The organism is Rhodococcus sp. RCBS9, assembly GCF_029457415.1.
Classification (GTDB): Bacteria; Actinomycetota; Actinomycetes; order Mycobacteriales; family Mycobacteriaceae; genus Rhodococcus_F; species Rhodococcus_F qingshengii.
Map to the genome: position 1 here is coordinate 1,456,267 of NZ_CP120422.1, position 12,855 is coordinate 1,469,121.

The 12,855-nt window shown below is 62.7% G+C and carries 13 protein-coding genes; 8 read left to right on the plus strand and 5 right to left on the minus strand.

The annotated features are described in order from the left end of the window. Positions 1 to 41 precede the first annotated feature (41 nt). Positions 42 to 722 (plus strand): 3'-5' exonuclease, encoded by a 681-nt coding sequence (locus P0M12_RS06905; protein WP_003940028.1) that lies wholly within the window; start codon positions 42 to 44, stop codon positions 720 to 722. 28 nt (positions 723 to 750) lie between these two features. Here P0M12_RS06905 and P0M12_RS06910 read toward each other — a convergent pair whose 3' ends face one another. Beyond that, complete coding sequence (locus tag P0M12_RS06910) at positions 751 to 2,178, minus strand: amidase (RefSeq protein WP_003940167.1); 1,428 nt, start codon at positions 2,176 to 2,178, stop codon at positions 751 to 753. 115 nt (positions 2,179 to 2,293) lie between these two features. Further along, positions 2,294 to 3,160 carry a response regulator transcription factor gene (locus P0M12_RS06915; protein WP_042452756.1) on the minus strand — a complete coding sequence of 289 codons (867 nt, stop codon included), beginning with the start codon at positions 3,158 to 3,160 and terminating at the stop codon, positions 2,294 to 2,296. A gap of 131 nt (positions 3,161 to 3,291) precedes the next feature. Between P0M12_RS06915 and P0M12_RS06920 the strand changes: the two genes are divergently transcribed. From P0M12_RS06920 to P0M12_RS06945, 6 genes are all read left to right on the plus strand, one after another. Next, entirely contained in the window at positions 3,292 to 4,896 is a 1,605-nt protein-coding gene (locus P0M12_RS06920) for an acyl--CoA ligase family protein (protein WP_030535166.1), read from the plus strand. A 28-nt stretch (positions 4,897 to 4,924) separates the two neighbouring features. Continuing rightward, complete coding sequence (locus P0M12_RS06925; protein ID WP_003939674.1) at positions 4,925 to 5,617, plus strand: TetR family transcriptional regulator; 693 nt, start codon at positions 4,925 to 4,927, stop codon at positions 5,615 to 5,617. Between the two features lie 159 nt (positions 5,618 to 5,776). Further along, on the plus strand, positions 5,777 to 6,934 hold the full coding sequence (locus P0M12_RS06930) for an acyl-CoA dehydrogenase (protein ID WP_003939784.1): 1,158 nt from the start codon (positions 5,777 to 5,779) through the stop codon (positions 6,932 to 6,934). 87 nt (positions 6,935 to 7,021) lie between these two features. Next, the gene (locus tag P0M12_RS06935) at positions 7,022 to 7,870 is read left to right on the plus strand and encodes a 3-hydroxybutyryl-CoA dehydrogenase (RefSeq protein WP_020909078.1); all 849 of its coding nucleotides are present in this window, start codon (positions 7,022 to 7,024) and stop codon (positions 7,868 to 7,870) included. A 164-nt stretch (positions 7,871 to 8,034) separates the two neighbouring features. Next, a complete protein-coding gene (locus tag P0M12_RS06940) occupies positions 8,035 to 8,928 on the plus strand; it encodes an oxygenase MpaB family protein (RefSeq protein ID WP_042452758.1) in 894 nt (297 codons plus the stop codon). A 24-nt stretch (positions 8,929 to 8,952) separates the two neighbouring features. Beyond that, positions 8,953 to 9,345, plus strand: coding sequence for a S4 domain-containing protein (locus tag P0M12_RS06945; protein WP_228401307.1), 393 nt, complete (start codon positions 8,953 to 8,955; stop codon positions 9,343 to 9,345). A 3-nt stretch (positions 9,346 to 9,348) separates the two neighbouring features. Here the strand turns inward: P0M12_RS06945 and P0M12_RS06950 are convergent, their stop codons facing one another. After that, entirely contained in the window at positions 9,349 to 9,978 is a 630-nt protein-coding gene (locus P0M12_RS06950) for a GyrI-like domain-containing protein (RefSeq protein ID WP_007731353.1), read from the minus strand. A gap of 123 nt (positions 9,979 to 10,101) precedes the next feature. Between P0M12_RS06950 and P0M12_RS06955 the strand changes: the two genes are divergently transcribed. Then, positions 10,102 to 11,286: a metallophosphoesterase gene (locus P0M12_RS06955; RefSeq protein WP_030535164.1), complete on the plus strand. Its 1,185-nt coding sequence runs from the start codon at positions 10,102 to 10,104 to the stop codon at positions 11,284 to 11,286. A gap of 6 nt (positions 11,287 to 11,292) precedes the next feature. On the opposite strand, the gene P0M12_RS06960 is transcribed toward P0M12_RS06955, so the two are convergent. Together P0M12_RS06960 and P0M12_RS06965 are read right to left on the minus strand one after the other, a co-directional pair. Then, complete coding sequence (locus P0M12_RS06960) at positions 11,293 to 11,979, minus strand: TetR family transcriptional regulator (protein WP_073512528.1); 687 nt, start codon at positions 11,977 to 11,979, stop codon at positions 11,293 to 11,295. 47 nt (positions 11,980 to 12,026) lie between these two features. Beyond that, entirely contained in the window at positions 12,027 to 12,854 is an 828-nt protein-coding gene (locus tag P0M12_RS06965) for a potassium channel family protein (protein WP_073512529.1), read from the minus strand. Position 12,855: the final 1 nt, after the last annotated feature.

A 12,855-nucleotide genomic window follows, 5' to 3' on the forward strand; every position in this document is an offset into this window, starting at 1 on the left:
ATAGTGATTCGGACATGACGTTCTGCACCGAAAGGCCCCCGATGAGTAGCTGGTCCGATCGCCCGATCTGCGCGTTCGACCTCGAGACCACGGGGCGGGATCCGTCGACCGCTCGTATCGTCAGTGCCTGCGTCGCGGTGATCGACGGTTCGAGTGTCGAAACACGCACGTGGCTACTCGATCCCGGCGTCGACATCCCCGCCGGCGCCTCGGCTGTTCACGGCATCAGCACCGAGTTCGCGGCGCAACACGGCCAGGATTATTCCGAGGGCTACGAAGAGATTCGCGAGGCTCTGCACAATTCCTGGGCGCGCGATCACGCCGTCGTGGCGTTCAATGCCTCCTATGATCTGACGGTCATGCATGCCGAGGGTCTGCGCATCGGCAAGCCTGCATTCGTTCCGGGGTTGGTGATCGATCCGTACGTGATCGATCGGGCGATGGATACGTTCCGCAAGGGCAAGCGAACGCTTGCGGCCGTGTGCGAGCACTACGGAATTTCATTGGAGTCGGCGCACGAAGCCGAGGCCGATGCCAAAGCTGCGGCAGCGTTGGCCCGCGAGTTGGCCGTGCGGTTCCCCGACATCCTGGGGCTCGATCTCATGGTCGATCAAGCCGATTGGCACGCAGAGCGGCAACGCGATTTCGCCGAGTACCTTCTCAGCCAAGGGAGGGACGTGGCAGATGTGAACGGCCAGTGGCCGATTCGCATCATCGCCTGACGTCCTCCCCGGCTCGGACGACCGCGCGCTACGCCGGGACCGGCGGCCACACCGGCGCAATGGACCACGGACGGGCTGTTTCGAGCTGCGACGCAACCTGAATCAGCAGATCTTCACGGCCGAACGCGCCGACCAACTGCACGCCGATCGGAACGCCGGCCGAGTCATGACCCATCGGCAAGGAAATCGCCGGCTGACCTGAACTGTTGAACGGACTGGTCAAGCCGCTGTACCCGGCCGAATGCTCCCAGATCGACATAGGATTCGCCGTATCGAGCAGACCGAGCGGAGCTGCCGGCCGAGCCATCGTCGGAGTCAGCAACAGGTCGTGATCGACGAAGAACGCACCGATCACCTGGGCGGCCCGCTCGAGTTCCTGCAATGCCTTGACAACGTTCGTCGCACTTTCGGACTTCGCGCGGTCGTAGATCATCCGCGCCATCGGCTCGAGGTCGTCGTCGCGGATCGCGCGGTTCAGGGCGTCGAGTCGTTCGTCGACCTCGATCGTCATCGGAATGCCCATCAACACCGAAAGCCCGGCAGTGAGCGCATCGAGCGGAAAGTTCGGGGCACTCTCGGTGACATCGTGACCGAGTTCTTCGAGCAGGCCGGCAACACCGGTCGCGACGGCCGAGCACTCCGGGTCCACCGGTGTGCCGTCAGGAAGAGCGTTACTCAGACCGATCCGCAACCGTCCGGGATCGGCACCCACTTCCTCGATGTACGGCCGCTTCGGCGCCAGGATCACGTAAGGATCGCCCACTGTCGGCCCGGCGGACAGATCGAGAAGCAGCGCAGTGTCGCGGACACTTCGGGTGAGCGCGTGATGAACACTCATCGGCGACGAGAAGAGCGTGCGCGCCGGTGCCGTCGGAGTACGTCCTCGGCTCGGCTTGAGACCTACCAGGCCGCAGGCCGATGCGGGAATACGGATCGATCCACCACCGTCGCTGGCATGCCCGCCTGGCACGATCCCGACGGCAACAGCTACAGCCGTGCCACCCGAAGATCCGCCGGGCGAACGATCAAGGGCGTAAGGGTTACGGGTGGGTCCGAACAGCGCAGGTTCGGTACTCGCGTTCTTGCCGAACTCCGGGGTGTTCGTCTTGCCGATGACAACCAGACCAGCCTGGCGGTAGCGCTCGACGAGCGTCGAATCTTTTTCTGCCACAGCGTCGGCGAACAATCGAGATCCATTGGTGCTCGGCAATCCTGCGACGTCCATGCCGAGGTCTTTGATCACGAACGGGACGCCCTGCAGTGGACCATCCGGCAGGCCGCCTGATACCTCGTTGCGCGCTTCCTCTCGGCGCTCACTGATCACCGCGTTGACTGCCGGGTTGCGCTCGTCGAGCCTGTCCAGACTGAACTCGAGGACTTCCTTGGCGGAGACGTCGCCGCTCTTGATCGCTTCGGCCAGGCCGGTCATGTCGTTGTTGTCGAACAAATCCTGCATCGATGCCCTCATCACTCGTGTCGAACTCTGCCGATAGTGAGGTCCGTCATATCAACCGGAGTGGCGACGCAGTTCCGAAATTCCGCTTGGCGGGACCGATCAGAGAATCAAGCCCTCACAGAATCAAACCTTGCCGCCGCGCTTCCACGACCGCTTCGTGACGACTGCGGACGTCGAGTTTTCCCATCAGATTCCTCATGTACGTCTTGATCGTTTCGACGCTCAGGGACAACCTCTCGGCGATCTCGGCATTGCGCAGTCCGAGAGCGACGTACCCCATCACCTCCCGCTCGCGTGGCGACAGGACAACGGTGTTCGCGACTGGAGTGTTCGCGGAAGGTTTCGGCGACGCCAACGACCGCAACTTTGCCTCGACCGCGAGGACCTGCGCGCTGAGAGCCATGTCCTCGAGGTTCGCCGCGATCTCGCCGAGCGCCAGGACGCTCTCGGTCAACCCTTCGGATATCTGGGCATCGCGGTTCGAACCATGTTCCACCGCAGCGGTATCGAGCATCGCCACCCGACGATCCACTTCGTCGCGAATCTCGAATTCTCGGGCCAACGCGTACGACGATCGCATCATCGTCTCTGCGATCACGTCGCCGATCGGCAGGTTGGCACGCAGTCCTCCGTAGATCGCTCCGCGAGTAACCCCGCGAACGACGATCGGGACTGCCATCAAGGATTCGATCGCTTCGGTGCCCACTTCGTAGTCGTAGTCGTGAGTGATGTGCGACGAGTTCGCGTAGTCCTGGACCGCGCCCGGTCGTTGTTCTGCGATCGCCCGACCGCCGAGTCCGCATTCGGCGTCGATCCGCAGGTTTCGCAGGATGTTGCTGCGCGTGCCGACGTGACCGGTGATGGTCAGCGACCGGTCGCTGACGCAGCCGCCGAACAGAACCGGCAACTCGGTTTTGGGGTGCAGCCGACGCAGTTCGGCGCGCAACGCGTCGTCGTCGCTCGGTCTCAGTACCCTGCTCACTCTCACCTCCACGTACCCAATTCAGAGGGTAGCGGCACCTTTGGCTGGGCAATAGCGTGCATCCAGGCCATTTGTAGTGCCGATCACACTTATCGTGACACCAACCGTGCCACGTCGCCTTCGGAGGAACCGTGTCTGTCCCGACAGCTGTCGCAGCCAACAACACCCCGCTCAGTCCGCTGCGCTTTCTCGAGCGCAGCGCCGCGGTGTTCCCCGAGCGCACCGCCGTCGTTCACGGCGACCGGACCTACTCGTACCGAGAGTTCGGTGACGAGGTCGCGGCTCTGGCCCGCGTCCTGCGTGAACGCATTCAGCCCGGTGACCGCGTTGCATACCTGGCGCCGAACGTACCCGAGATGCTGTTCGCGCATTTTGCCGTCCCCCTCGCCGGCGGGGTCCTGATCGCCCTGAACTCACGCCTCGCCGGTCCCGAACTCGAATACATTCTCGATCACTCGGGAACCACGATCCTGTTCGTGGACTCCGAATTCGTCGGTTCGGTCACCTCGTCCAAGGCAAACGTGGGGAGCCTGCGTGAGATCGTCGAGATCCCGGACTCCACCGTCCCCTATCCGGACGTTCCCACCGGAATCGTCACCGGGCAGTACGCCGATCTGATTGCCGAAGGCGAAGCTCTCTCCGATCAGCCACTGCACTGGGGCGTCGACGACGAGCAGCAGTGCATCGCCATCAACTACACCTCGGGTACCACCGGAAAACCCAAGGGCGTCATGTACTCCCACCGCGGGGCGTACCTGAACTCGCTCGGCGAGACATTCCACAACGGCTTCGACGGAGCGACGAAGTATCTGTGGACACTGCCGATGTTCCACTGCAACGGGTGGTGCACGCCGTGGGCCGTCACTCAGGCCGCGGGCACACACATCTGCCTGCGCGCGGTCCGCGCCGATGCGATCTGGGACGCCATCGACAATCTGGGCGTGACACATCTGTGCGGCGCTCCTACCGTCTGCTCCACCATCGCCGACGCAGACCAGGCCCACAAGGTCGACGCCTTGCGCATCACCACCGCCGGCGCTCCCCCGTCACCGACGATCATCGGAAAACTCGAAGACATCGGTGTCACCGTCGTTCACGTCTACGGCCTCACCGAGGTATACGGCCCCTACACGATCTGCGAATACCAGGAAGCCTGGGACGACAAGCCGCAGTCCGAGCGCGCCGCACTTCTCTCTCGTCAGGGAGTCGGCATGGTGCAGGCCGAAAATGCTCGCGTTGTCGATGCCGAGATGAACGACGTCCCCGCCGACGGCCAGACCATGGGTGAGATCGTGCTCCGCGGCAACAACGTGATGCTCGGGTACTACCGCGACGAGGCCGCGACAGCCGAAGCATTTGCCGGTGGTTGGTTCCATTCCGGCGACCTCGGCGTCATGCATCCCGACGGATACATCCAGCTCAAGGACCGCGCGAAGGACATCATCATCTCAGGCGGCGAGAACATCTCCACCGTCGAGGTCGAGCAGGCGATCATGAGTCACCCCGCGGTGATCGACGTGGCAGTCGTCGGCGTTCCGGACGAGAAGTGGGGCGAGCGCCCGAAGGCATTCGTGGTGCTGGGCAAGGGATTACAGGCATCCGCCGAAGACATCGTCGAGCACACCCGCACTTTGCTGGCCGGGTACAAGGTTCCCCGCGACATCGTCTTCCCGCTCGACCTTCCTCGCACCCCCACCGGCAAAGTTCTCAAGTTCCAGCTACGCGCCGACAACTGACGCCGACGAAACCTGGATACTTGCATCCATGACCGAGCGCTCCGATGTACCCGGAACTGACCCCGCACAGTTTCGGGTACACGTCGCGTCTCAAGCGATCCGGTTGTTCTCGGAGAACGGGTACGAAGCCACCACCGTCGAGCAGATCGCCGCTGCCGCCGGTGTGTCGCGTCGGACGTTCTTCCGGCAGTTCCGCTCCAAGGAAGACGTGATCTTCGCCGATCACGAGTCCCTCCTCGAACACGTCGCAGAGTTCCTCGCGTCCGATTCCGCCGACCCCTGGGCGTCCGTGTGCGAGGCCGCGGGACTGGTGTTCGATTTCTTCCGCAGGAACCGAGACCTGTCGATGCGGCGATACCGCGTCGTACAGCATGTTCCGGCTCTTCGCGACCGCGAACTCGTCACCGGATTCCGCTACGAGCGCCTCTTCGTCGACTACCTGCGCAGCGCTGTGCCCCGCGAACCTGTCCTCGAGGTTGTCGGTTTTGCCGCAGCTGTCACCGCGTGCCACAACTACCTCTTGCGAAGCATGATCAAAGGCGACGAGGACGCCACAGCTGATGCACTAAGTCAGGCATTGCTCGACGTTCGGCGGACGTACGGCGTGGCACCCGGGTCCAAGACCAGCACGCCAGAATCGAAGTCCGTGCTGGTAGTAGCCTTTCCCCCGGGCACGTCCGCTGATGAGATCAGCAGAAAAATCCACGAACAACTCGGCTGACACTGCTCGTGCACCGAAACTTCACACACCCATCCCTTGACCTGGCACTCAGTGCCGTGTTTGACTGGGGTCATGGGCACCGGTCTGTCCGCGAATCTCGCTGGTAACGCCGGAGCCGCACCGACCGCCTTCAAGCCACCTTCACCAAGGAGCGTTCCCATGGCAGGAAACCCGGATTTCAATCTCTTCGCACTGAACGAAGAGCACGACGAACTGCGGGCTGCTATCCGCGGACTCTCCGAGAAGGAAATCGCGCCGTACGCCAAGGACGTCGACGAGAACGCACGTTTCCCCGAGGAAGCGCTCACTGCTCTCAACGCGTCGGGCTTCAACGCCATCCACGTTCCCGAGGCTTACGACGGCCAGGGCGCCGATTCCGTCGCCACCTGCATCGTCATCGAGGAAGTCGCCCGCGTCTGTGGCTCCTCCTCGCTGATCCCCGCTGTGAACAAGCTCGGCACCATGGGCCTGATCCTCAAGGGTTCCGAAGAGCTCAAGTCCAAGGTGCTCCCGGACCTCGTCAACGGCGGAATGGCGTCGTACGCACTGTCCGAGCGTGAAGCCGGATCCGACGCCGCTTCGATGCGTACCCGCGCAAAGGCTGACGGCGACGACTGGATCCTCAACGGCTCCAAGTGCTGGATCACCAACGGCGGCAAGTCCACCTGGTACACCGTCATGGCTGTCACCGATCCCGACAAGGGCGCAAACGGCATCTCCTCCTTCATGGTCCACAAGGACGACGAGGGCTTTGTCGTCGGACCGAAGGAAAAGAAGCTCGGCATCAAGGGCTCCCCCACCGCTGAGCTGTACTTCGAGAACTGCCGCATCCCCGGCGACCGCATCATCGGCGAACCGGGCACCGGCTTCAAGACGGCACTCGAGACCCTCGACCACACGCGTCCCACCATCGGTGCTCAGGCTGTCGGCCTGGCCCAGGGCGCACTCGACGCGGCGCTGGCGTACACCAAGGACCGCAAGCAGTTCGGCAAGTCCATCAGCGACTTCCAGGCTGTTCAGTTCATGCTCGCGGACATGGCGATGAAGGTCGAAGCCGCACGTCTGATGGTCTACACCTCCGCTGCTCGCGCCGAGCGCGGCGAGAAGAACCTCGGTTTCATCTCCGCTGCGGCGAAGTGCTTCGCTTCGGACGTTGCCATGGAGGTCACCACCGACGCCGTGCAGCTGTTCGGTGGCGCCGGCTACACCACCGACTTCCCGGTCGAGCGCATGATGCGCGACGCCAAGATCACGCAGATCTACGAAGGCACAAACCAGATTCAGCGCGTCGTGATGTCGCGTGCGCTGTTGAAGTAAGGCACTTCGCGCCCCTGTGCGCCTTTCTGGTAGTTCTGACTACCGGAACGGCGCACAGGGGCTTGCCCCTAATTTTTGAGGAGAATTGTGGAACTCGTAGGCGTAATCGGCGGCGGCACCATGGGTGCCGGCATTGCCGAAGTTTGTGCAAAAGCCGGTAGCTCGGTACTGGTGCTCGAAACCAAAGAAGAATTTGCCGCCGCTGCTCGCGAACGGATCGCCAAGTCGATCAACCGCGGCGTCGCCAAGGGCAAGATCACCCAGGAAGACGCCGACGCCGCGATCGCACGCGTCCGCGTCACCTTGGACATGGAAGAGTTCGCCGATCGCGATCTGGTGATCGAAGCTGCTCCCGAGATCGAAGCTCTCAAGTACGAGATCTTCGGCAAGCTCGACAAGATCGTCAAGCCTGCAGGCATTCTGGCGACCAACACCTCGTCGATCCCCGTCATCAAGATCGCCAAGGCCACCTCGCGCCCCGGCCAGGTTGTCGGCGTTCACTTCTTCAACCCCGTGCCGGTCATGCCGCTCGTGGAGATCGTGGTCAGCCTGACGACGTCCGAAGAGACCGTTCTCGCCGTCACCGACTACGCCAAGAACACCTTGCGCAAGAAGACGGTTCGCGCGGGCGACCGTTCGGGCTTCATCGTCAACGCTCTGCTCATCCCGTACCTGTGCCAGGCTGTCCGGATGCTCGAATCCGGCTACGCCACAGCAGAAGACATCGACGAGGCCATGAAGGGCGGCTGCGGCTACCCGATGGGCCCGCTGACGCTGCTCGACACCGTCGGTCTCGACATTGCCCTCGCAGCGGCAGAGTCCCTGTACGCGGAATTCGCAGAACCGCACTACGCTCCGCCGGCGCTGCTTCGCCGCATGGTCGACGCCGGTCGCCTCGGCAAGAAGACCGGTCGCGGCTTCTACGAATACGCCTGAGTCCGACCGCTTCACTCTTCCGGCCCCTCACCTGTTGCAGGTGAGGGGCCGGAGTTGTTTTCGGGCAGATCTAGCCGAATCCATTGACAAATTCGCGCGGCGCAGCAAAAGTCATCATTTGACAACAACCGTTGTCACATGAGCGCAGGCGGAGGGTCAACCAGATGAGCAGCGATCCGGACACCGATACTCGTCGACCTAAGCCCCAGGCGCGACCAGAGCCCCGGGAACTACGAGCCGATCCGATCGGCCCCGGTTCCCTGACGTGGACACACTTCGGCGACGTTCGCGGTCTGCTGTATCTCGGACGCGCAGGCACGCTGCAGAACATGCATCCCGCGGTAAGTGGAGCGCTGCAGGATCATTCGAATTTTTTCGACAACCCGCTCGACCGCCTGTTCCGCTCACTGCCGCCCATCTACGGCGTCGTGTACGACCGGACCGAAGAGGGCACAGGCACGCTCGTTCGCAACTTCCACACCGATCTCAAAGGAATCGACGAAACCGGCGGGCGTTACCACGCCCTCGCTCCTGACACTTTCTGGTGGACACACGTCACGTTCTTCGAGGTGATACTCGATTTCAACGAGCGATTCGCGTATAAGAAGTTCACGGCGGAGCAGAAGGACCAGCTTGTCCGTGAGGCCGTAACCTGGTGGCGCTGTTACGGACTCACCGACCGACCGGCTTTCGACGACTACGCCAGCTTCCGCACGTACTGGGAAGACATGCTCGACAACCACCTGATCAACACCCACACCACAAAATGGTCGACGCGCATCGCCGAGCACGACATCGCACCGGCTCCGAAGGTTCCGACGTGGCTGTGGCGTCTTAGCTCTCGCCCCACGATGGCCGTGGCGAACTGGATCGGCAAGGCACTGATGCCGGAGAAGGCGCGCAAGACCCTTGAATGGGAATGGACGCCACGCGACGAACGGATGTACTTCTGGTTCGCCCGCTTCCTGACATTGACGGATCGGTTCTGGCATCTGCTGCCGTTACGACTGCGGTATGCACCGCGCGCCTACTCGGGCATCCGCGCGCAGGGTCTGTGAGCACTCGTCGGTAGGCTGGAGTGCGTGCCAGCTCATCTCCCTTCCGACGCGATCAGTGTTCGTGTGGACAGCTGGACGTGGGCGGTTCGGCTGTTCAAGACACGCTCGCAGGCGGCGACCGCCTGCCGATCGGGACACGTTCGGGTCAACGGAACGTCGGCAAAGGCGGCTCAGCAGGTGAAAGCCGGCGACGAGGTGCGGGTGCGTGTATCCGGCATCGAGCGCATCGTCGTCGTGGTCAAGCCGATCGCGAAGCGAGTCAGCGCCGTGCTGGCCGCCGATTGCCTGCAGGACAATTCGCCGCCCCCTCCACCGCCCGAACTGATCGCGTCCATTCCGCGACGTGATCGTGGCGCCGGCAGACCGACCAAACGCGAGCGACGCGACCTCGAGAAGCTGCGCGGCCTCGAGCCCTGATTGCTACCTCGAAACAGGCTGACGCAGAACCGTCTTCAGTTTCTCGGGCGGTGTACGGCGAGCGTCGCTGAGATAGATCTCATGATGATCGCCGTTGAAGCTCAGGCCGTTCGACGGGATGAACGTGTTGTGCAGCCGGTCCAGGGTGGGGGCTTCGTCGTCGTACGAGCCGACGTGAAGAATCTGGACGGACAGACCTTCCTCCAACTCGAGAAACCTGACCTTGTCGAGAGCGGCAATCTCCTTCTTGGCCCGCACTGCCTTGGCCCGGACTGCGTCAATCGACGCAGACAGTTCCGTCTCCGTGATCCACTCCGGTTGCGAGATCATCATCGTCCAATCCCACGACGACTTGTCCCGCGTCACGAACACCTCGGGGTCATCTGCCCGCCACAACCCTTCCAGCGGGCCCACGACGAAGTCGCGATCCAGTTCCTTCTTGCTCGCGAATTTGGTCGCGTAGGACACCGAATACAGCGCTTCGAGCGCCTCGGAGTACTCGGTGGCAGTGTTGGGATCACCGTGACCGTCGACGGCGAAGTAGCCGAAGCGCGGGACGGTCACGAGGGCAAAATCGCGGCGCCCGGGGGAATAGAGATCCTTGTATGCCTTCTTGACGTCGTACTTCTCCATGCGCCACCCACCTGATCACTGGCCGAGTTTCAACGTTCGGAAACCTATCCGAGAACACCGACATTCCGATAGCGGACCACCGTCCCCTTGTTAATAGACCAGTGGACCTTTACTCTGGACGGGGTGACTACACCCCAGGCGACCGACGTCGCTCGAGTTCCGCGCCGCAGACCGTTGCGGATCGTTGCCATATCCGCGATTGTCGCGTCGATCTTGGCTCTGTTGTTCGTGTACCCGTGGTGGAGCTTGTTCGTCCGGCCGGACTGGCCGACAGCGGTGGCAGTTTTCGGCACCGTTCTATTTGCCGCCCTCCTGATCACCCTGCCTGCCACCATGATGCTCAGCCACGGACACACTGACCGCGATCCAGTTCGCCTGGTCGGCGACGCCCTCCTCGGAATCATCTGGGTCGTGTTCGTGTGGACCCTGCTCGGTGAAGTCCTGAGGCTCGGATTGCTCGTCGGCGGCGTGGATGACCCGCTTCGATCGAGAATCGTCGCCGTTGCGGCACTGATCACCTCGGCCGTTCTGCTGATCTGGGGCTATCGGGAAGCCATGAGACTGCCACGGATCAAGCACGTCGACGTCACCATCCCTCGCCTCGGAGCGGGAATGGACAAGCTTCGGGTAGTCGCAATTACCGACACCCATTTCGGCCCGATCAATCGCGAGAAGTGGTCCGAGCGCGTGATCGCGGCAGTCAACGAACTCGACGCCGACATCGTGGCCCACGTCGGCGACATTGCCGACGGAACAGTGGAGCAGCGCCTCGGCCAAGCCACCCCACTCGCGTCGGTGGAAGCCAGACTCGCTCGTGTCTACGTCACCGGGAATCACGAGTACTTCCACGAGGCTCAGGAGTGGCTCGACTACATGACCTCGATCGGCTGGGATGCCCTGCACAACCGGCACCTCGTCGTCACCAAGGGCGGCGACAACCTGGTCATCGCCGGAGTCGACGACGCCACCGCTCTGGGATCGAAGCTCGACGGTCACGGCGCGAACTTCGATATGGCCCTTGCCGGCACCGACCCCGATTTGCCGATCCTGATGCTCGCCCATCAACCGAAGCAGGTAACTCAGTCCGCTTCCGCGGGAGTGGATCTGCAGCTCGCCGGTCATACCCACGGCGGACAGATCTGGCCGTTCAACCTTCTGGTCAAACTCGATCAACCGTCGGTGCACGGGCTCACCCGTCACGGCGACCGCACGCAGTTGTACACAAGCCGCGGAACCGGGTTCTGGGGTCCACCATTCCGCGTGTTCGCACCGAGCGAGATCACCGTCCTGACGCTGCACAGCGCCTGAACGGGCTCAGCTCGTTCGGGTTGCCGCTCGCGCCGACAGCCCGACGAGCTGATTGATCAGACCTTCACGTAGGCCGGTTGCGAACATGTCGGCAGCAGGGGGCGCCTGCATCTCGTTCAGTACGACGACCATGGATTCGGCAGGCTCGGCAGTCGGCCACAAGCCTGCAACAATCACCAGGGTCACCTTGGCGAATTGAGCGACGTCGCCCTCCGAGAGATGGGGCAGTTGCGAATGAACCAGCGACGCAAACCTTCCCGAGTTGACCGTCGCCCGCCTCTTGAAGTCACGGGCGAAGTCGACGGAGATGTTTCTTTCGAGGACACCGGCCATGACGCTCATCAACTCGCACAGCAACCGCTGTGAGACAAGCGATTCCGCAACCGCGGATGCCACATGAATTTCAGCGGCAAACGGTGAGTCGTCACTGGTCGGAGTCAACGACTCGGACAACCCGTCCAGCCACGCTACCCAGTTCTCGTCGAGCACTTCGAGAAAGATGGCTTCGCGACTGTCGAAGTAGCGAAGCACGTTGGACTTCGCCAGTCCGACGCTCTCACTGAGCTCACGCAGGCTGATGTCGGCGACGGGCCTGGACCCGAGCATCGCGCGGGCCGCATCGAGAATCGCGCACCGACGCGCTTCGATCTGCTCAGGCCTGCGCGCGCGCTGAAATCCGTGGGTCGCCACCATCACGCAAGATTATCAGACCATCGTTCTATTGTTTGCTGTACTGCGGGTCAATTGTCCGAAGGTGCATGCTGCGCCACGACTCCCCTCGACGCCAGTTCGCGACGCAGCGAATCGGTATCGACGGACGCGAGATCGACTCGGTGCGTGCGGGTGGCCAAGGCTCGGACTTCCTCGGACAGGTCCGCCACCTGCTTACGCGTCGCGGCCTGGGATGCCTCGTCCTGTTCCGCCACGCGCTCGACCAACCAGGAAGCGAGTGTGGCAGTCACGATGCCCAGCAACGCAATTCCGCCGATCATCAATGCTCCGGCGATCATGCGCCCGGTCGTGGTAACGGGCGCCATGTCTCCGTAACCGACGGTCGTGACCGTCTCCATCGCCCACCACAATGCCGTTCCGTACGACGTGATGGCAGCGCCCTGCGCGTGACACTCGGCATCGAGCATGGCCAGCGCCGCGACACCGATCAGCAAGGCCGTGGCACCAGTGGCGTAAATAACCACCCGTCCACGCAAGCTTTGCCCGCTCGAGCGGTGAACTATCGCAAGCAGTGTGACCAACCGAAGTAGGCGCAGCGGACGCAGCATGGGCAACACCACCATCGCCAAGTCCAAGAGATGCCTGACGAACCAGCGACCGCGGGCAGGTGCCAACCACAGGCGAACTGCGTAGTCGACGGCAAAAACGACCCACGCAGCCCACATCGTCCATTCGGTCAGACGATGTGGAAGGCCCGTCGGTTGCGCCAGCACTTGGTACGCGTACGCCACCAAGAACAGGCAGGCCGCAGCGGTCAACGGGATGTCGATGGCTAGCTGCCATTTCTCCAACGTCCACGCAGCGCGGCGGTGCGCCGACTTCGTCGATTCGTTCATC

Excerpts from the sequence above, each read along its gene's own strand:
- P0M12_RS06960 (WP_073512528.1), bottom strand. The coding sequence starts at position 11,979 with ATGGTGGCGACCCACGGATTTCAGCGCGCGCGCAGGCCTGAGCAGATC.
- P0M12_RS06925 (WP_003939674.1), top strand. The coding sequence starts at position 4,925 with ATGACCGAGCGCTCCGATGTACCCGGAACTGACCCCGCACAGTTTCGG.
- P0M12_RS06940 (WP_042452758.1), top strand. The coding sequence starts at position 8,035 with ATGAGCAGCGATCCGGACACCGATACTCGTCGACCTAAGCCCCAGGCG.
- P0M12_RS06905 (WP_003940028.1), top strand. The coding sequence starts at position 42 with ATGAGTAGCTGGTCCGATCGCCCGATCTGCGCGTTCGACCTCGAGACC.
- P0M12_RS06910 (WP_003940167.1), bottom strand. The coding sequence starts at position 2,178 with ATGCAGGATTTGTTCGACAACAACGACATGACCGGCCTGGCCGAAGCG.
- P0M12_RS06950 (WP_007731353.1), bottom strand. The coding sequence starts at position 9,978 with ATGGAGAAGTACGACGTCAAGAAGGCATACAAGGATCTCTATTCCCCC.
- P0M12_RS06965 (WP_073512529.1), bottom strand. The coding sequence starts at position 12,854 with ATGAACGAATCGACGAAGTCGGCGCACCGCCGCGCTGCGTGGACGTTG.
- P0M12_RS06930 (WP_003939784.1), top strand. The coding sequence starts at position 5,777 with ATGGCAGGAAACCCGGATTTCAATCTCTTCGCACTGAACGAAGAGCAC.